This is a genomic window from Pseudomonas sp. NPDC088429 (assembly GCF_044753305.1).
GTDB lineage: Bacteria > Pseudomonadota > Gammaproteobacteria > Pseudomonadales > Pseudomonadaceae > Aquipseudomonas > Aquipseudomonas rustica.
In genome coordinates this window covers 1-19,602 of the sequence record NZ_JBIVMX010000002.1, presented here as the reverse complement: position 1 = coordinate 19,602, position 19,602 = coordinate 1, and the positions used below count along the sequence as shown (strand labels likewise).

At 59.2% G+C, this 19,602-nt stretch carries 16 protein-coding genes; 13 read left to right on the top strand and 3 right to left on the bottom strand.

Features of this window, described 5'->3' with window-relative positions; all coding sequences use genetic code 11:
• Positions 1 to 26: 26 nt before the first annotated feature.
• Both ACIP66_RS01690 and ACIP66_RS01685 read right to left on the bottom strand, forming a co-directional pair.
• Positions 27 to 725 carry a hypothetical protein gene (locus tag ACIP66_RS01690; RefSeq protein WP_400644749.1) on the bottom strand — a complete coding sequence of 233 codons (699 nt, stop codon included), beginning with the start codon at positions 723 to 725 and terminating at the stop codon, positions 27 to 29.
• Positions 725 to 1,309, bottom strand: coding sequence for a PAAR domain-containing protein (locus ACIP66_RS01685; protein ID WP_400644746.1), 585 nt, complete (start codon positions 1,307 to 1,309; stop codon positions 725 to 727). Before ACIP66_RS01685 ends, ACIP66_RS01690 begins: the two co-directional genes overlap by 1 nt.
• Positions 1,310 to 1,942: 633 nt before the next feature.
• Here ACIP66_RS01685 and ACIP66_RS01680 point away from each other — a divergent pair.
• The 12 genes from ACIP66_RS01680 (at position 1,943) to ACIP66_RS01625 (ending at position 15,860) form a co-directional block, all read left to right on the top strand.
• Positions 1,943 to 2,680 (top strand): hypothetical protein, encoded by a 738-nt coding sequence (locus tag ACIP66_RS01680; protein ID WP_282358903.1) that lies wholly within the window; start codon positions 1,943 to 1,945, stop codon positions 2,678 to 2,680.
• Between the two features lie 10 nt (positions 2,681 to 2,690).
• Positions 2,691 to 2,876, top strand: coding sequence for a hypothetical protein (locus tag ACIP66_RS01675; protein ID WP_400644744.1), 186 nt, complete (start codon positions 2,691 to 2,693; stop codon positions 2,874 to 2,876).
• Positions 2,876 to 3,826 (top strand): transporter, encoded by a 951-nt coding sequence (locus ACIP66_RS01670; protein ID WP_053120626.1) that lies wholly within the window; start codon positions 2,876 to 2,878, stop codon positions 3,824 to 3,826. The genes ACIP66_RS01675 and ACIP66_RS01670 overlap by 1 nt, the downstream gene beginning before the upstream one ends.
• Positions 3,827 to 3,849: 23 nt before the next feature.
• Positions 3,850 to 4,830 carry a MoxR family ATPase gene (locus ACIP66_RS01665; RefSeq protein WP_159812048.1) on the top strand — a complete coding sequence of 327 codons (981 nt, stop codon included), beginning with the start codon at positions 3,850 to 3,852 and terminating at the stop codon, positions 4,828 to 4,830.
• Positions 4,830 to 5,777 carry a DUF58 domain-containing protein gene (locus ACIP66_RS01660; RefSeq protein ID WP_400644741.1) on the top strand — a complete coding sequence of 316 codons (948 nt, stop codon included), beginning with the start codon at positions 4,830 to 4,832 and terminating at the stop codon, positions 5,775 to 5,777. The genes ACIP66_RS01665 and ACIP66_RS01660 overlap by 1 nt, the downstream gene beginning before the upstream one ends.
• A complete protein-coding gene (locus ACIP66_RS01655) occupies positions 5,774 to 6,373 on the top strand; it encodes a DUF4381 domain-containing protein (protein WP_400644738.1) in 600 nt (199 codons plus the stop codon). Before ACIP66_RS01660 ends, ACIP66_RS01655 begins: the two co-directional genes overlap by 4 nt.
• Positions 6,360 to 7,352, top strand: a complete 993-nt coding sequence (locus tag ACIP66_RS01650; protein ID WP_400644735.1) for a vWA domain-containing protein — start codon at positions 6,360 to 6,362, stop codon at positions 7,350 to 7,352. Before ACIP66_RS01655 ends, ACIP66_RS01650 begins: the two co-directional genes overlap by 14 nt.
• A 1-nt stretch (position 7,353) precedes the next feature.
• Complete coding sequence (locus ACIP66_RS01645) at positions 7,354 to 8,934, top strand: VWA domain-containing protein (RefSeq protein ID WP_400644732.1); 1,581 nt, start codon at positions 7,354 to 7,356, stop codon at positions 8,932 to 8,934.
• The gene (locus ACIP66_RS01640) at positions 8,931 to 10,355 is read left to right on the top strand and encodes a hypothetical protein (RefSeq protein ID WP_400644729.1); all 1,425 of its coding nucleotides are present in this window, start codon (positions 8,931 to 8,933) and stop codon (positions 10,353 to 10,355) included. The genes ACIP66_RS01645 and ACIP66_RS01640 overlap by 4 nt, the downstream gene beginning before the upstream one ends.
• Positions 10,352 to 11,374 carry an HAD family phosphatase gene (locus ACIP66_RS01635; protein ID WP_053120639.1) on the top strand — a complete coding sequence of 341 codons (1,023 nt, stop codon included), beginning with the start codon at positions 10,352 to 10,354 and terminating at the stop codon, positions 11,372 to 11,374. The genes ACIP66_RS01640 and ACIP66_RS01635 overlap by 4 nt, the downstream gene beginning before the upstream one ends.
• A gap of 72 nt (positions 11,375 to 11,446) precedes the next feature.
• Positions 11,447 to 13,027, top strand: coding sequence for an arylsulfatase (locus ACIP66_RS01630; RefSeq protein ID WP_053120641.1), 1,581 nt, complete (start codon positions 11,447 to 11,449; stop codon positions 13,025 to 13,027).
• A gap of 328 nt (positions 13,028 to 13,355) precedes the next feature.
• Positions 13,356 to 15,860: a fused MFS/spermidine synthase gene (locus ACIP66_RS01625; protein WP_400644724.1), complete on the top strand. Its 2,505-nt coding sequence runs from the start codon at positions 13,356 to 13,358 to the stop codon at positions 15,858 to 15,860.
• Positions 15,861 to 15,962: 102 nt separating this feature from the next.
• Here ACIP66_RS01625 and ACIP66_RS01620 read toward each other — a convergent pair whose 3' ends face one another.
• Positions 15,963 to 16,640 carry a DUF3313 domain-containing protein gene (locus tag ACIP66_RS01620; protein WP_212550695.1) on the bottom strand — a complete coding sequence of 226 codons (678 nt, stop codon included), beginning with the start codon at positions 16,638 to 16,640 and terminating at the stop codon, positions 15,963 to 15,965.
• A 213-nt stretch (positions 16,641 to 16,853) separates the two neighbouring features.
• Between ACIP66_RS01620 and ACIP66_RS01615 the strand changes: the two genes are divergently transcribed.
• Positions 16,854 to 19,223, top strand: coding sequence for a tetratricopeptide repeat protein (locus ACIP66_RS01615; RefSeq protein WP_400644721.1), 2,370 nt, complete (start codon positions 16,854 to 16,856; stop codon positions 19,221 to 19,223).
• The last annotated feature ends 379 nt before the right edge of the window (positions 19,224 to 19,602 follow it).

The window sequence follows — 19,602 nt, the reverse complement described above, 5'->3', positions numbered from 1 at the left end:
TTACCACCAGCCATAGGCCCAGTCGCCTATTTGTAAACATTTTTCTTATCATAGGGGGCCTCAGTATTCGCTTCGAGCATGGCTTGTAAATCCGCTGGCATGAAGATCCCGTCCTGCGGGCTACTTTGCGTGCGCGCTGCCTGTCTCTCGATGAAAGAGAGACCTCGCATCTCATTAAATTTCGCTGGATTCTGCACAATGGACTTACCCGAAATCTTTGCTCCTGCAATTGTCACGGTTGTGCAGTTATTCGTGGTCGGATGATAGTTGGATGGCAACACATACCTTGCTGATGATGCCGTCTTTTTTCTCTGCTCTTTTTGCTGAGCGACAATACCGTCAAAATGAGCGATCACAGCCTCAGCTTTTGCATTATCCAAAAAATAAACAAACCCTGTTGTTGTACGCCCCAAACTGTTCTCACCCGAGATATATGCTTTGAAGGATAACCAAACGTTCAGCACGCCTTCGCCCTCGCTATCGAATGTGCCCCATGTCTTCCCATAGCGGCCAAAGTCATAGGTAATGTCTTTGCTCCCCACTACCACATGTAAAGCTGCGTGACCGAAAGGATGCTCTTCTTTATCGCGGACGTAGGGACCACCCACTAGTACTTCCATGTAAGCACCGGACACGACTACCCGGTTGCTCTTTGTGGTTTTCCCTGATGTGCCTGTACTCTTTGCTGCCTGTGTTGTGCTGGTAGTTTTAATCGACTGAACCATTAAAGATGTTCCGTATCTTCAAGTTTCGGAAACTTTATGCTGCAGCTTCCTCTAGGAATATTTGCAACATGCACAAAGCCATTTTCGTCAAGGACGCCAGTCATCAAGGCTCCATCGGGCAGGGTCAATTCATATGCCTCGTAAGCGATAGGCTCATCTCTTTCGTTCAGCAACTGAAACTCGACAAAGGTTTTTTCTTTCAAAAACTGCGAAAAGAAGCTGGTGGGGGCGCCACCGCCAGACGCACCAACAAAGGTGTCGGGGGATCCAGCAGTAATCGTCGCTCCGCATGCCGTTTGGGAGCCGACGTGGGCAACGTCTTTACCCAACCCGAAAACATGAGGAGCCCCCGTCGTTATGGGATTGCTCCCGTGAACTGGGCAGGAATAAATATCTCCTACCAAAGCCACGGGCATTGAATTAACAAAAATAGGACTGGATCCAGTGGTGATATTTCCGCCGTGACTCCCTGGATCTCCAAGTCTTGCGACCGGCTTTCCTGCCATCGTTTCTCTCCTTTGAATATCACGATCTACGGATGTTACCTGATCTTTAATGCCTCCTGAACGACCGGCCCCCATCATTGCCAAACACCTTGATTGCTTCGCGCTTGCCGTGCATTGCTTTCATTAGAGGCTTGATCTCTGCCAATACCTGTTCACGCGGAATGCAGAGGCTTGGATTTTGATCGACTGCTCCCCTCAGGGGACGCTCTGCATTCGAACTATTGAATTGACGCAGAACGTCGAGGGCTGCATACCCAAGCGGAGCTTGGAAATGATCAAGGAACACATTCACAGGTTTCTCATCATCTCCCACGTGCGTGTTGATTGACTCGCCACTTTCGCAAGCAAGCCAAAAAACCCTGACAACTTACTACGCTGGACTGCGCAGCTGGCCGCTCTTTTGATCAAGCAAATGGCCGCTTCGCGCCCCAGCGGAAGCTAGCTCCCTCGCCATGAAAACATTTCGTTACTATCCAATTAGTACACAACCGAATGGTGAACAAGTACACAAAACCAAAGAATTAATACATTCGACTGGCAGACTTTGGATAAGCTGCTAGCGTAAACAAGACGTGTCCTAGAGGCTTGAAAAGAAAGGGATTACGCCGTACGGCCGACAAGTGCCGAGTTGTCCATTGAGCCACCAGGGAATCGGGGATGAAGTTCAATCGAGTGGGGAAGACTCTTTTTCTGGCAAGTGCGCTGGCGGCTATGCCGTTCGCGCAAGCAGACAACGCCGAAGACTCCAATAAAAGTAACAACCCGCTGAACGTGGCGCCGGGCGCCAACCTGCAGGACTACTACACCCCCAAACTCTACGACAGCAACGCTCATACCAATGACGTCCTGCTGCGCGGCACGTTGCCGATCGCCCCGAACGATTTTATCGGTGTGCCACAACTGGTACGCGCGACGCTGCCCATCAGCACCCGCCCCGATCCGCATAACGGCTACAGCACCGGGATGGGCGATCTGAACCTGTTCGACATCTTTATTCTAAAAACCGAAGGCGTTCAGTTGGGCATTGGCCCGTTGATCACCGCGCCGACCGCCGAACAGGACGAGCTCGGCACCGGCAAATGGCAAGGAGGCCTCGCGGCTGTCGCGATCGACGCCTCCCCGCGCGGATTGCTCGGCGCACTGGTGCAGTATCAAAGTTCCTTCGCTGGCGACAGCGACCGCGCCCACGTTGAAAGCGCGACCATGCAGCCGTTCATCATCCATAACCTGGAAAAAGGCTGGTACCTGCGCTCCACCGGCACCTGGACGTTCGACCTGAAAAACGACACCCACTACATCCCGCTCGGCCTGGGTGTGGGCAAAGCCTGGAAGTCCGGCAGCAACATCGTCAACGCCTTCATCGAACCGCAGTGGACCGTCGACCGCAAAGGCGACGGCCTGCCGCAATTCGTTGTGTATACCGGCATTAACTTGACCTTCGGCAAGTAAGGAAGACGCTATGCAGGTTACCCTCAAGGCCGTCGGCTACAGCTTGATGACGATGTTTGTCAGCTGTGGCGTCGGCGCCCAGGAATTCATCGCCAGCCCGCAAACTGATCGGAGCGCTGTCTACGCAGCGACCGAGCGCCCGGCGGCGCCATTATTCGAATATTTATACAGCCAGAACTTTAAGCGGAGTCGTTGATGGTCAAGCCTTACGTTGTGCGCCCGTTACTGGCGCTGTGCATGATCGGCAGTCCGCTGCTGTACGCCGCCGAGGGCGGTGTTGGCCGGCCAATTACCGGTCAGCAGGTGTTTTCCAACGCCGGTATCGTGCCGCCTGAGCCGGGCTGGGTCATGTCGTTGACCAGCATTTGGTACGACGGCTCACTAAAAGGCAGCAACGGGGCGCCGATTTCTGGCGCGGTCAGCGGCGGGATCGACATGAAAGTGTCGTACACCATGGCCAACTTCACCCACGTCTGGGACACCGGCAAAGGTCGCTGGAACTACGCCTCGGCCGTTGGCATTCCCGTGCAGTACACCGACATCAAAGCCAGCATCACCGGCCCGCGCGGGCGCACGCTGGGTGACAGCGACTCCGGCACCCAATTCGCCGACGCCCTGATCACGCCCATCGCCGCCGGTTACCACTTCGACGAGTTGAACCACATCTCGTTGTCCCTGCCGATCTACGTGCCGACCGGTGCCTATAACGACGATCGACTGGCCAACCCGGGGCAGAACAATTACACGTTCATGCCGACCGTGGCGTTCACCCACCTCGACGGCAAGGGCGGCGAGCTGACGCTGTCCAGCGGTCTGGAGTTCTACACCGAGAACGACGCCACCGATTATCGCAACGGCAACATCTTCACCCTCGATGCCCTGTGGACCCACGGTTTCGGCAATGGCTGGAGCGCCGGCGTTGCGGCGGGTTATATCCAGCAACTGACCGACGACAAAGGCCAGACTGCCGATACGTTCAACGGTTATCGCGGCCGTTCCGTTGGCGCCGGCCCGGTGGTTGGCTGGTCGGGTAAATTTGCCGACGCCCAAGCCAATATCAGCGCCCGTTGGGTACCGGAGTTCGACACCAAAAATCGTCCTGAAGGCAACGGCTTCAGCGTCAACATGACCCTGGCATTTTTCTAGACCCGGACACAAAGGACTGCCCCATGACTGCACTTACCGACCTCAATGCCCTGCAAGCCAGCATCGCCGAATCGGTGCTCGGTCAGGATCAAGTGATTCGGCAGATCCTGCTGGGCCTGTTGGCCAACGGCCATTTACTGTTGGAAAGTCTGCCGGGACTGGCCAAGACGCGCACGGTCAAGGCTCTGGCCAAACACCTCGACGCGAAGATGAGCCGTATCCAGTTCACCCCGGATTTGCTGCCTTCGGACATCACCGGTGCCGAAGTGCTGCATCAGGTTGAAGGCAAAAACGAGATCCGTTTCCAGCCCGGCCCGCTGTTCGGCAATCTGATTCTCGCTGACGAGATCAACCGCGCTCCGGCCAAGGTTCAGGCGGCGCTGCTGGAAGCGATGGAAGAACGCCAGATCACCGTGGCCGGCACCAGCCATCCGTTGCCGGATTTGTTCATTGTGGTCGCCACACAAAACCCGATTGAACAGGAAGGCACGTATCCGCTGCCGGAAGCACAGATGGATCGTTTCCTGATGAAAGTGCTGCTCGATTATCCGAGCGCCGATAACGAAAGCCAGGTGCTGCGCCTGCTGCGCGCCGAAGAATTCGCACAAGGCGCCAACACCGCGCCGAGCAAGGGTTTCAGCCTGTCGCAGGAGGTGATTTTCGCGGCACGCAAGGAAGTCAGCGCGGTGCATGTGTCACCGGCCATCGACAGTTATCTGATCGACATCATCAACGCCACGCGCCATCCCGCCGACTACGACGAAGACCTCGCGCGCTGGATTTCGATTGGTGCCAGCCCGCGTGGCGGCATTGGTCTGGATCGTTGCGCCCGCGCCGATGCATGGCTGCAGGGGCAGGATTTTGTTTCGCCGGACAATGTGCGCGCGGTGGTGCACCCGGTGCTGCGTCATCGTTTGCAATTGAGCTATGACGCGGTGGCTGACGGCGTCAATGCCGATCAAGTGCTCGATCGGATTCTCGATAAAGTAGCGATTCCGGCCTGATGTCAAATACGAAGAGCAGCGACGGCCTGGTCTATGTTTCTCTCGCGCAGTTGATGGCGCTGGAGTTCAAGGCCCGTGACCTGAGTTTTCTCGCGCGTCAGCCGCAAGGCAGCATCCTTGCCGGCAACCATGCCTCGCGCCTGCGTGGCCGTGGCTTGAATTTCGATGAACTGCGCCGTTACCAGCCGGGCGACGACCTGCGTCACCTCGACTGGCGTGCTTCGCTGCTCACCGGCAAACCGGTGGTGCGCACCTTTACTGAAGAGCGTGATCGTCCGGCGTTGATCGTGGTTGATCAGCGCATGTCGATGTTTTTCGGTTCGCAACGCAGCTTCAAATCCGCGATAGCCGCCGAACTCGGCGCATTGGCCGCGTGGATGGTGTTCAACGCCGGCGACCGGGTTGGTGGGCTGGTGTTCAACGATCAACGTATCGACAGCATCGCGCCGTTGCGCAGCCGTAAACGCGTTGAAGCGCTGCTCAGCCGTATCGCCGAACAGAATCAGGCGCTCGACGCGGCTAACCCGGATGCCGAAGGTGAAGACCAGCTCGACAAAGTCTTGCAGCGTTGCCTGGCGCTGGCCGGTCACGACCATTTGATCTGTATCGTCAGCGACTTCGCCGGGGCCGGTGAACGTACGTTGCAACTGATGCGTCAACTGTCGGCGCACAACGACGTGATCGCCCTGCAAGTCTACGATCCGCTGGCACTGAAGCTGCCGAACAATGGCCGCCTGCTGATTACCCAAGGCCAGTTGCAGGTCGAACTGGCCATCGAAAAACGCAATGTGCATCAACCGCTGGGGGATTTTCTCGGTGGTCGCTTGAAAGACGTCGCCACCCTGCTGCGCCGCAGTCAGGTGCCGCTGATGATGTTCAGCACCGCCGAAGAAGCCCACGCGCAACTGCGTGCCGAACTGGGCAAAAGCGCCGGGGCACGGCGATGAATCCGAATATCCCGAGCATCGATCAACTCAAAGAGTTGGCCCCGCCCGCGCCGGTCAGTTATGCGCCGCAGACGTGGGGTTGGTGGGTGTTGCTTGGGCTGCTGATCGTATTGGCAATCGTGATTGGCGTGCGCCGTTACCTGCAATGGCGCCGCGATGAATACCGCCGTGAAGGCTTGGCGCGACTGGCGCAACTGCGTAGCCGCAGTGACGACCTCAATGCGCTGCGCGAACTGCCCGAGCTGCTCAAGCGAGTGGCGCTTTCAATGCCTGGCCAATCTCTCAAACGCACTGCGATTCCTGTAGGAGTGAGCCTGCTCGCGAAGGGGCCAGTACATTCAACAGTTTCATCGACTGATGCGACGCCATCGCGAGCAGGCTCACTCCTACAGGGGGTTGCGGCGTTGGGGAGGGAGGATTGGCAGCGCTTCTTGCAAGCGCACAGCAAGAAGCCGCTCCCGGCGGATTTCAGCGCACAACTCGCGCAACTCGCCTACGCCCCCGACGACACCCTGCGCGCCCTCCCCGCGCCGCAGCGTCAGGCGTTGTTCGACACGTGCCAGGACTGGGTGGAGCATCATCATGTGGCAGCTTGATTACCCATGGTTGTTGCTTCTGCTGCCGCTGCCGTGGCTGGCGTACCGCTACCTGCCGGCCTACAACGAAGCGCGCAGCGCCGTGCGCGTACCGTTTTTTGCGGCGATGAGCCGCGCTGTCGGCGAAGCGCCCACCCATGCCGGCACTCGGCGCAACGTCTGGCAATTAGTCTTGAACCTGTTGGTCTGGGCGCTGATTTTGCTCGCCGTGGCACGTCCGGTGTTCGTTGAAAAACCCATCGAACGTCAGCAACCGGTGCGCGACCTGATGCTCGCCATCGATATTTCGCAGTCGATGGAAACCGAAGATTTCACCAACGCCAACGGCGAAAAAATCAATCGCCTCGCCGCCGTCAAAGACGTGGTGCAAGGCTTTATCGACAAGCGCAAGGACGACCGCCTCGGCCTGATCGTCTTCGGCAGCGGCGCTTATCCGCAGGCACCGCTGACCCTCGATCATGCGAGTCTGTCGCTGTTACTGGCCGACACCGGCATCGGCATGGCCGGGCCGAACACCGCGATCGGCGATGCCATCGGCCTCAGCCTGAAGCTGTTGGATAAAGCCCATGAGCAGGAAAAAGTGCTGATTCTGCTCACCGATGGCAACGACACCAGCAGCGCGATCACTCCCGATCACGCCGCCGAAATGGCCGCCAACAAAGGCGTGATCATCCACACCATCGGCATCGGCGACCCGAGTGCTTCGGGCGAGGCCAAAGTCAATCTGCCGGGTCTGGAGCAGATCGCGAAAACCACCGGCGGCCAGTTCTTCCGCGCTGAAGACCGCACCGCGCTCGATCAGGTTTACAGCACCCTCGACCGTCTCACGCCGCATCAGGTGAAAACCCTCAGTCATCAGCCGCAACGCGAGTTGTTCTATTGGCCGCTGGGGGCGGCGATGTTGTTGCTGGGCCTGTATCACCTTGCCGCGATGCTGCTGCCACGGTTGTCATTCGCCCGTCAGCGGCAGGAGGTCTGAGATGGACATCAACCTCAGCGACTTCCATTTCCTGCGCCCGTTCTGGCTCCTGCTCGCGCTGTTCGGCGCGTTGTTGCCGTTGATCTGGCGCCGCAGCCGTGATCTGCAACGACAGCTGCGCGGCAACATCGCCGAGCATTTGCTGCCGCACCTGTTGATCACGCCACAAGACAATCAACGCCTGCGCCCGGTGCATCTGCTCTGTGCGCTGTTGATTCTCGGCGCCATCGCGGCGGCCGGGCCGACCTGGGAACAAGATCGTCCGGACTTTCTCGAAAACCGTGCACCGCTGATCGTCGCTGTCGATCTGTCACCGTCGATGGACGCCAGCGATGTGCAACCGACGCGACTGGAAGCGGCCAAGCACAAACTGCATGACCTGATTCAGCGTCGCGCCGGTGCCCGTACGGCACTGATCGCCTACGCCGGCAGCGCGCACCTGGTGTTGCCGCCGACCGACGACCCCGCCCTGCTCGACTCATTTATTCAGGCGTTGGGCACCGGGTTGATCGACAAACCGGGGAAAAACGTCGCCGCGGTGATTGAGCAGGCGAAACGCTTGCTCAGCGCAGAAAAGACGCCGGGCAGCCTGCTGCTGATCACCGATGGCGCCGATACCGCGCAACTTGATGGCCTCGACAAGCAGCTGAGCGGCAGTCAGTTGCAAGTGTTAGTGCTGGCGGTGGGCAGCGAGGACGGCGGCATGATCCACGACGCCAGCGGGCAGCCGCGCACCGATGCCAACGGGCGCCCGGAACTGGGCAGTTTTGATCAAGCGGCAATCAAACAATTGGCTTCTGCTGTCGACGCGCCCCTCGGCAGCCTGACCCTGAATGACGATGATCTGGACTGGATCGAACTGCACGCGCAACAGCACTTCCAAAGCGCCAGCGCCGAACAGCGTGAATTGCACTGGAAAGACGCCGGTTATTGGCTGTGCTGGCCGTTGCTGTTGCTGGCATTTTTCGGCGTGCGCAAAGGCTGGAGCGTGAACTGGATGGCGGCGTTGGTGCTGGCCGTGGGACTGGGTGGCATGCCGGCTCCGGCGCAAGCGAATGCACTGACCGACGCCTTCTTCACTCGCGATCAGCAAGGTCGCTGGGCCTTTGAGCACGGGCACCTGCCTCAGGCAGCAGCGCTGTTTGTCGATCCGTACTGGAAAGGGGTCGCGGCGTATCACGCGTCTGACTATGACTTGGCGCTGGCGACTTTCGCGCGGCTGGACACGCCACAGGCGTACTTCTATCTGGGCAATATTTACGTGCGCCGTTTCAAGTTTGATGAGGCGATTGCCGCGTACACCCAAGCCTTGAAACTGCAGCCGCAATTCCCGGAGGCCACGGCCAATCTGGCGTTGGCGCAGGCGTTGCTCAAAGACACCGAAAGTGCCGAGAAAAACGCGCCTGAGACCAAACCGGATGAAGTGAAATTCGACAAGGCGAAGGGCAAGGGTCAGAGCAAGAAGGTCGAGTCGGAGCAGGCGGCTTCGGATGCGCTGTGGTTGCAGAACCTGACGACATCGCCGGCGAAGTTTCTCAAGCAGAAATTCAGCTTGCAGGATCAGGCGGGGGTTAAGCCATGAATCTCCGGAACCGAGTTGCGGCCATCGCGAGCAGGCTCACTCCTACATTGATTTTGTGTACGGCAAAGATCCCCTGTAGGAGTGAGCCTGCTCGCGATGAGGCCAGAGCAATCACTACCAAACTCAGCATTTTGTTCCTGACAGGCCTGCTGAGCCTCAATGCCCTCGCAGCCGCCCCACAACTCAAAGTCCAGGCTCATCTGCAACCCGCCGAAGGCGCCATGGTCGGTGGCCTGATCGAGCTGCAAGTCGACGTCCTCACCGACACCTGGTTCACCAGCGCCGCCACCCTGCCCGATCTGAAACTCGACGGCGCTCTGGTCATGCCCCCGGACGGTCAGGCCCAGCACCTGAACCAGACCATCGACGGACAATCCTTCAACGGTTTGCGCTACACCTACCTGATCACACCCAACGTCGCGCGATCGTTCGATATCCCGGCCCTCACCGTCAGCGCCACCCCCGGTCAGGCTGAAAGCGAAATCAGCGCACACAGCGAACCGCTGCAATTCAGCGCCGCCCGGCCGCCCGGTTTCAATCCCGGGGAAACGCCACTGGTTGCCACCGGACTGACCTTCAGCCAGAACGTGATCAACTCGGCCACACCGCTCAAAGTCGGCGACAGCATTACCCGGCAACTCACCTTGAAGGCCGATGGCGCACTGGCCATGTCCCTGCCGATCCCGGCACTGGGCGATATCGACGGCCTCAGCCGCTATGCGAAAACCCCGCAAGTCACCAGCCTCGATGACGGCCGTGGCGACATTCTCGGCGGCCAGCGTATCGACAGCGTCACCTATCGCATCGACCGCGCCGGTTCGCACACACTGCCGGCCATCGAAGTGAAATGGTGGGACGCGAGCAGCAATCAAACGCGCACCGCGCAAGTGCCGGCAGTGACGTTCGCTGCCGCCGCCAACAGCGCCTACAAACCTGTGTTCTCCATCGCCGAAGACCTCAAGCAACTCGGCCAGAATCGCCTGCGGTTTTCCACACAATGGCTGATCTGGCTCGTGGCGCTCATCGCGATTATCGGCCTCGGCTATTTGAGCCGCCCGGCCCTGACTCGCGGCTACCGCACCCTGCAAGCGCGCAAACAAGCGCGGCACGCAGCGTGGTTGCAGTCAGCCGATTACGCCTGGCAACAAATCAATCCGCAACTTGAAGCCAAACCAGCGCAACTCAGTGCGCTGTATCTGTGGCTGCGCCGCAGTCGAATGGGTCTGAAGCTCGTCGATGCCGGCCCGCGCCTGCAAGGCCTGTTGCGTGGGCTTTACGGTCGCGAACCGGCCACCGAGCAGACACTTGTCCAACTGCGCCAATCCTTGACTACGCTTCACAGTCAGGCCGAACAGCAGCACGCGAAACCGGCCTCGGCGCTGCGCCCGCTCAACCCTGTACACGAGAAGGATTTCCCATGACGCACCCGTTGCTGCACCGCCAACGTTTTGGCCTGGCTCTGCTGTTCGGTCTGGCCCTGCCGCTGCTGGCCCAGGCCAATGAGCCGCTGCCTTCGTGGAACGACGGCCCGGCGAAGAAAAGCATCATCGAATTCGTGCAGACCGTGACCGATCAGACGAGCAAGGACTTCGTCAAACCCGCCGACCGCATCGCCGTGTTCGATAACGACGGCACGCTGTGGAGCGAGCAACCGGCGTACTTCGAATTGCTGTTCGCTTTCGACGAGGTCAAGCGCACCGCCGATCAGCACCCGGAATGGAAAACCACGCAGCCTTTCAAAGCGGTGATCGAAAACGACCACAAGGCCCTCGCGGCGTCAGGCATGGAAGGCCTGCTGAAAATCGTCGGCGCCACCCACAGCGGCATGACCACCGAAGCGTTTGATGATTACGCGAAAACCTGGCTGAGCCAGGCCCGTCATCCGAAAACCGGCAAGCCGTACAGCGAGATGATCTTCCAGCCGATGCTGGAAATGCTCGACTACCTGCGCAGCCAGGACTTCAAGACCTACATCGTCTCCGGCGGCGACACCGGTTTCATGCGCGCCTTCGCCGAGAAGGTTTACGGCATTCCACCGGAACAGGTGATCGGCACCACATTTGTCACTTCTTTCGAATACAAGGATGGCAAGGCCTCGATCGTGCGCACGCCAAAACTGGCGCACAACGACGACGGCCCGGGCAAACCGGAAAGCATTGATGCGGTGATCGGCAAGCGGCCGATTCTCGCCTTCGGCAACTCCGACGGCGACCTGCAAATGCTGCAGTGGACGGCCGCCGGTACCGGCAAACGTTTCATGGGTTTGGTGCACCACACCGACGCCAAGCGCGAGTGGGCCTACGACCGCAAATCAGACATCGGCAAGCTCGACAAAGCTCTCGATGAAGCAAATTCCCGCGGCTGGACCGTGGTGGACATGGCGACCGAATGGCGCCGGATCTACCCGTTCGATCCGCCGGTAAACGAGCAGGTGCAATAAAAAAAGCGTGCTGCAGGACTGCAATAAACGTTATCAGCAATAAATGACCCCCCGCGAAAAGGAGCAAGTCAGATGACTCGCATACGCAAGTGGCTACCGAAATTCGCCTTGGTTGCGACCTCGGTGATGGCGCTGTCGGCAACCGCCACAGCGGCTGAAAAACCCAACATCCTGGTGATCTTCGGCGACGACATCGGCCAGACCAACATCAGTGCCTATTCAATGGGTGTTGTCGGTTACAAAACGCCGAACATCGACCGGATTGCCAAAGAAGGCATGATGTTCACCGATTACTACGCGGAGAACAGCTGCACTGCGGGTCGATCCTCGTTCATCACCGGTCAGACGCCACTGCGTACCGGTCTGTCGAAAGTCGGCATCCCCGGCGCTCCGGTAGGCCTGCAAAAGCGTGACATCACCATTGCTCAGGCACTCAAATCTCAGGGTTATGCGACCGGTCAATTCGGCAAGAACCACTTGGGCGACAAGGATGAATACCTGCCGACCAACCACGGTTTCGACGAGTTCTTCGGCAACCTGTATCACCTCAATGCTGAAGAAGAACCCGAACGTCCGTACTGGCCAAAAGAAGATGCCGATTTCGTCAAGGCTGTTTCCCCTCGTGGTGTGATCCACAGCTTCGCCGACGGCAAGATCGAAGACACCGGCGCGCTGACCACCAAGCGCATGGAAACCATCGACGACGAAACCACCGCGGCGGCGCAAGCGTTCATCGAGAAACAGGCCAAAGCGGACAAACCGTTCTTCGTCTGGATGAACACTACGCGCATGCACTTGTTCACTCACGTGCGTGATTCGATGAAGGGCCAGAGCGGCATGCCCGGCAACGAATATGCGGACGGCATGATCGAGCACGACGGCGATGTCGGCAAACTGCTGAAAACCCTCGATGACCTGAAAATCACCGACAACACCATCGTCGTCTACACCACCGACAACGGCCCTAACCAGTTCTCCTGGCCGGACGCGGCGACCACGCCGTTCCGCAACGAGAAGAACTCCAACTGGGAAGGCGCGTACCGTGTGCCTGCGATGATCCGCTGGCCGGGCAAGATCAAACCGGGTGAAGTTTCCAACGAGCTGTTCTCGGGTCTTGACTGGTTCCCGACACTGCTCGCCGCCGCAGGTGATACCGATGTCGCCAACAAGCTGCTCAAAGGCTGGGCGCCGACTTCCGGCGGCACCAGCTTCAAAGTGCACCTGGACGGTTTCAACCAACTGCCGTACCTGACCGGCCAGACCCCGAAGAGCGAGCGTAAGGAGTTCTACTACTTCAACGACGATGGCGTGCTGGTGTCAATGCGTTTCGGCAACTGGAAAGCCGTGTTCTGCGAACAGCGTGCACCGGGTGGTTTCAAAGTCTGGAGCGAACCGTTCGTGTGCCTGCGCGTACCGAAAATTTTCAACCTGCGCATGGATCCGTATGAACGTGCCGATATCGTTTCCGACCAGTACTACGACTGGACGACCAAAAACGTTTATCTGACCGAAATGGCGGTGATGAAGTCCGCTGCGTTCCTGCAGACCTTCATCGAGTATCCACCAAGCCAGAAACCGGCCAGCTTCAGTGTTGACCAGATCCGTGCTGCGGTAGATGCGAAAATCGCTGAAAAAATGAAAGCTGCACAGTAAGACCGCAAGACTGCCGCCCGCCTTCACCGGCGGGCGGACTTATTTTTAGTCGGATATCCCCCTTGTAGGAGCTGCCGAAGGCTGCGATCTTTTGATCTCCATTGATAAACATAAAGATCAAAAGATCGCAGCCTTCGGCAGCTCCTACAGGGAGCACGGCCGATCATTTGTGTTGATCGTTCCCACGCTCTGCGTGGTAACGCATCCCGGGATGCTCTGCGTCCCATGCCAAAGCGGACGCGGAGCGTCCAGTGAGGCATTCCCACGCAGAGCGTGGGAACGATCAGCACAGTCGCCGTTTTTATTGAATTGAAATAAGGCAATCCGCATGTCCTCACGTATCGCCAGCAAGCCGTCGGCCATACCCGCCTCGCACACCGCCTCCCCTTCACTGCTGATCCCCGCCCTGCTGCTGTGCATCTCCGGCGCCGCAGCACTGGTCTATCAGGTGCTGTGGATCAAGCAACTGTCGCTGGTGGTCGGCGTTGAGGTGTACGCGATCACCACGGGCATCAGCGCATTCTTCGCCGGTCTGGCCATCGGTGGCTGGCTGTTCGGACGCTGGGCGGATCGCTTGCAGCAACCGGTGCTGCTGTATGCCGGGCTGGAAGTATTGGTGGCGATATTGGGCGTTGGCGCGACCGTGGCCATGAGCATGGCGGCCAGTCCGTTCGCCTGGCTGCAAGATCACGTCGGTGTGTTCGCATGGTTGCTGCCGTTCGCCCTCGTGGGCATTCCGGCGGTGTTGATGGGCGGCACGCTGCCGGTGCTGGTGCGTTCGCTCGCGGCTGATCCGGGCAAGGCTGGCGGTCAGTTGTACGCCGCGAACACCTTGGGCGCGATTGTCGGCACGTTGCTCGCCGCGTTCTTTTTGATCGCCACCCTCGGTGTACGAGGCAGCTCGCTGGCAGCAGCGATGCTCAATCTGTTGGCGGCGGCTGGCGCCTTGTGGTTCGCCCGTCAGCATCCGGCCCCTGTTGTTACCCCGATCCATCACCACCCGGAAAAAGCTGCGGATCGCACGGCGCTGTGGCTGTATTCCATCGCCGGCGGTGTGGCGCTGGGTTATGAAGTGGTCTGGTCGCAATCGATCGTGCAGTTTATGAGCACCCGCACCTATGCGTTTGCCGTGGTATTGGCGACGTACCTGACCGGCCTGTTTATCGGCAGTGCCCTGCTCGCCCGTCGCGTTGATCGCATTCGTGATCCGTGGGGTATGTTCGGTTTGTTGATTGCCGGCGCCGGCCTGATCGCGCTGCTGGAAATCGCCCTGCTCGGTCGTTGGCTGATTTACGCCCAGACCCAGACCGAGATGTGGTTGCTGAGTCTGGGCGCCAGTGAGCTGGTCGGCATGAGTGCTCGCTTTGCCGTCGCGGCGTTGAGCATTGTGTTTTTGCCGACATTGCTGCTGGGGGCGGCGTTTCCCTTGGCGCTGCGTTTGAGTGTCGGCCATGAGCGCGTCGGCCGCGATGTCGGCGCAGTGGTGGCATTCAACACCTTGGGCGGGATTGTCGGGGTGATGCTCTGCGGCTTCCTGCTGATCCCGCTGCTGGGGCTGGTGCGCACGCTGGGCCTGCTGGCGATCATCGCGGCAGGCATCGGCTACCTCGCCGTGCGCAAGGGCCATGGTGTGAAGAAAGGCCGGCGTCAGGCAGTGGTCGCACTGAGTCTGGTCTCGGTCGCATTGGCGGTGCTGACGCCGGTCGACAAAATCGCCGGCCTACTGCCCGGTGCACGCAACGGTACGTTGGCGTTTTATGAAGAAGGTCGCGGCGGCACGGTCGCGGTGGTCGCCCAAGGTCGCGGCGAGAACAATTTCCATCGTCTGTACATTCAGGGCGTCTCGAACACCGGCGATGCCATGCCGTCGCTGCGCTACATGCGCATTCAGGCGCTGCTACCGCTGTTGATCCACAACGGCGAACCGCGCTCGACCCTGGTGATCGGTTTCGGCACCGGCATCACTGCGGGCGCTATGCTGCGCTATCCGGGGTTGGAGCACCGCGTGGTCGCCGAGTTGCTGCCGTCGGTGGTGAAAGCGGCGCCGTTGTTCAAGGGCAACTTCAATGCTGCCAGTGATCCGGGTGTGGAAGTGCGTCTGCGTGATGGTCGTCAGGAATTGCTGCGCAGTGCGCAGACCTACGACCTGGTCACACTGGAGCCGCCACCGCCCTCCGCGGCCGGCGTGGTCAATCTGTATTCGCGCGACTTCTACCAATTGGCCGCGAGTCGTCTGCAGAAAAACGGCATCGTCGCGCAATGGCTGCCGCTGCCGACGCAAAACATCGATGACTCGCGCTCGCTGGTGCGCAGCTTCCTTGATGTGTTCCCGTATGCCTCGCTATGGACCAGCGAATTCCACGAGATGCTGCTGGTGGGCTCCATGGAGCCGATGGAACTGGACGCCGCGAAAATCACCGAACGTTTCCAGCAGGACAGTGTGCGCAGCACCTTACAGGATGTCGGCATCGGTTCAGCGGCGGCGTTGCTGGCGACGTGGGTGACCGATCGCGCCGGCCTTGAGCGCTTTGCCGCCGATGCACCGGCGGTGACCGATGATCAGCCGCGCATTGAATACGCGCCATGGGTGCGCAGCAAGGAAATCACTCGCGTGTTGCCGGCGCTGCTGGATCTGTATCAGCCACCGCCACTGGTGAATGCCGATGCCGCTTTCACTGAGCGCATGGAAACCCATCGTCAACGGCTGATGCAGTTTTATCGTGCCAGCCTGCATGCGTATGACGGCGATCGGGATGCGTGGGGGCGGGACATGCGCGAGGTGATGCAGTGGGATGGCGCGAATCCGTATTACCGCTGGTTTACCGGGCAGTAATGCTGCCGAATGTAGGAGCTGCCGAAGGCTGCGATCTTTTGATCTTGCTGTTTATAAGATCAAAAGATCGCAGCCTTCGGCAGCTCCTACAAGGTTTTGCGGTTACTTGGATTCGGATTTCAGTTTCAGATAGGTCTGGTGCATATCAGACGCCCAGCCATCGATCACGGCTTTAACGTCCTCGGCTTTCAGCGCCTGGGAATCATTTTCCAGCGGTTTGCCGGTGCCTTTGCGCACAACTTGCGCCACGACCTTATTGCTGCCGCCGTCCATGAACACCGCTTCAGTGGCCAGGGTGGTTTCCTGATCACGGATGCCGGTGGCCGTGCTGACCGCCGCTGCTACCAAAGCAATGGGGATCACTTCATACGCGTGCAGCCCTTCGGTTTTGCTGCTGACGGCGGTGATGGCCGGACGCAGTACGATCACACCCGGCCCAGGCCCGGTGGCCAGTGGCAGCGATTTGCCCAGCTCACGCTTGAGCGCCTGATCGTAATAGCTGGTGATGCCATTGAGGGTTTGCTGAGAGATTTTTGCGGTCGGTTGCGGCTTCGGATAGAGCTGGCTTGGCTCGACATAAACGCTGGTGAATTTATTGATGTCGAGTTTCGGATCCATCCAGCGCATCACCTCGGCACCCGACGGTGACTTGGCTTCCTTGAGCTGACTGTAATCCTTGAGAAACCCGGAGTACTCATCTGGAGCGACGGTTTTGCTCGAGCAACCCACCACGCCAAGGGTGGCGATGCACAGCGTGCCCATCATTACTGCTAGCTTCATGCTGTAACTCCTGTCAGAAAGCCGAAAGATTTGCATAAGGGGAGTTACAGGTATAGCTAAAACCTCAACTTTTGCGATGTAAAAGCAGAAAATTCACACAAGGCTGCGCGCCCGATCACAATGGTCATTTGACAGACGCCGGCCATCCGGCAAAGCTGCACCGAGCTTGAATGCACACCAGACGGTAAATGCACCTGGACCACGGAAGTCGTAATGCCCAAGCATAAAAATAAAGCGGTACAACCTGACCCTGATTCGTCTCAATCTTCACTTTCACGTTACCTGTTCCCTGTCTCCATCGGCGTGCTGCTGGCAGCCGTGGCGGGGATCGGCTGGTTTCTGTTCAGCCCTGCGCCCGTTACCGCGCCGCTCACGGTGCCACCGATCAGTGCGCCGGCGCCCGCGCCTGCCGCGCCCAAGCCGCAAGCGGTCGCGCTGAAACCGGCGAGCATGGTCGACGAGCAACAATGCCAAGGCTGCCACACCGAGCAAGTCAAAGACTGGCAAGGCTCGCACCACCAGTTGGCGATGCAACCGGCGAACGCCGAGACCATGCTCGGTGACTTCAATAACGTCACGTTCAAGGCTGAAAAAGAGACCACGAAGTTCACCCGCAACGGCGACGAGTTCTGGGTCAATACGCCGGGCATCGACGGCAAGAACGCCGATTTCAAAGTGGCCTACACCTTCGGCATCGCGCCGCTGCAGCAGTACCTGATCGAGGTTGGCGAAGGCCGTTTGCAGGCGCTTGGCGTGGCTTGGGATACCCAGAAAAACCGCTGGTTTCATCTCTATCCCGGCCAAGGCGTGAACTTCAAGAATCCGCTGCATTGGAGCAAGCCGAGCCAGAACGCCAACTTCATGTGCGTCGAGTGCCACACCACCGGTTTCAAGCGCAACTTCGATGCGGCCAGCAATACCTTCAACAGTCAGTGGAACAGCCTCGGCGTCGGTTGTCAGGCCTGCCATGGCCCGGCCTCCAATCACCTGGAATGGACGCAGAAAAAGGGCGACCTGATCCATCAAGGTTTCGACGTCGACCTCAAGGACAAGAACGCCACGGTCGAGATCGAAACCTGCGCCCGTTGCCATGCGCGTCGTGCGCCGCTGGGCGATGGCTATACCGTCGGCAAACGGCTGATGGACGATTACCTGCCGAGCACCCTCACCCGCGAGCTGTATGCGCTGGACGGCAAGATCAAGGACGAGGTGTTCGAACACGGCTCGTTCCTGCAAAGCAAAATGTTCGACAAAGGTGTGCGCTGCAGCAATTGCCACAACCCGCACAGCAACGAACTGAAAGCGCCGGGCAACGCGGTGTGCCTGCAATGCCACAACACCGCCGGCAAGACCTCGGTTGAAGGGGTCGACGGCAAAGGCCTGCAAGCGAAGAATTACGACTCCATCGAACACACGCGCCACACCATGGGTCAGCCGGGTTCGCAGTGCGTGGATTGCCACATGCCCGGCAAATTCTACATGGGCAACGACTTCCGTCATGACCACAGCTTCAGCATTCCCAACCCGGAACGGGCGCAGAAGCTCGGCACGCCGGACGCGTGTCTGACCTGCCATCAAGGCAAGGCTGGCGATAAAGTCACCGCGCAGTTCAAGCTGTGGAGCGCTTCCACCGCGCCGCAAGCACCGCGTTATGACGAAAGCCTGTGGCTGATCCGCAATGGTCAACCGGGCGCCGCCGACGTGCTGTTTACGCAACTGCAACGCAGCAATCTGCCGGCAATCCAGCGCGCCACCCTGCTGGCGGAACTGCCGCTGTATCCAAGCGAACAGGCGTTGAAACTGGCCACGCAGGATCTGAAAAATCCTGAGCCGCAAGTGCGTGAAAGCGCAGCGCGGGCAATCAGTGCGTTTCTGCCTCCGCCTGAACGTGCACCGTTGCTGTCGCCGCTATTAAGCGATCCTGTGAAAGCCGTGCGCATTGTGGTCGCGCGGGATTTGCTCAGCGTCGCTCGCAGCAGCGGTCTCGGTGCGGCGCAAGCCAATTGGGAAGCCGCGATTGGCGAGTACGAGGCGGTGCAGAAGAGTCTGCTGGAACGCGCCGAAGCGAACCTCAATCTGGCCATGCTCTATCAGGCCAGTGGGCGCAGTTCGGAAGTTGAAGCGTTGCTGCGAGATGCGCTCAAACGTGATCCGGACTTCTACCCGGCGCTGGTGACACTGGTGCAATGGCTGGAGGCCAGCGGCCGCAGTCAGAAAGCGCAGACACTGCTCGCAGACAGCATCAAGGAACACCCGGACGCGGCGCTGTTGCAGCACACTCGGGGCTTGTCATTGATCCGCGCCGGCAAGACGACTGAAGCGATGGTTGCGCTGCACAAAGCTGCGCAACTGGAGCCGCAGAACGCCCAGTACGGTTATGTGCTGGCGGTGGCGTTGCACGAGGGCGGCAAGGTCGATGAAGCGTGCGCGATTCTTGAAGGCTTGCTCAAAGTGCAACCGGCGAATCGTAATGCGCGGCTGTCGTTGATCCAGTACTACCTCGACAGCGGCCAGGAGCCTAAGGCGCAGGTGTTGTTGCAGGGGTGGAAGAAGATGAATATGGGGGATCCGGCGCTTAAGTGATTGGCTGGAAAATGTCGTCCCCTCACCCTAGCCCTCTCCCGAGGGAGAGGGGACTGACCGAGTTGTCGGGCGAGGTTCATCGACCTGAAATACCGCGTCGATTATGGATTCAAAGACAATCTTGCAAGTCGGCGCACTTCCTCAATATCCCCCAATCAGTCCCCTCTCCCTCCGGGAGAGGGTTAGGGTGAGGGGCTTTTGATGGTTAAACCACAATCACCAGGAAGACGTCTCCCCACTCCTCAACGCCATCTCCCGCCGATTACTCGCCCGCATCGCCTTGATTGCAGTGGTCAACTAATTCCGGACACCTCGATAGGTGGTTTTGACGCCATCGCCCGCTCATAGACGGTCGGTGGCAGATATCCCAGTTTCGAGT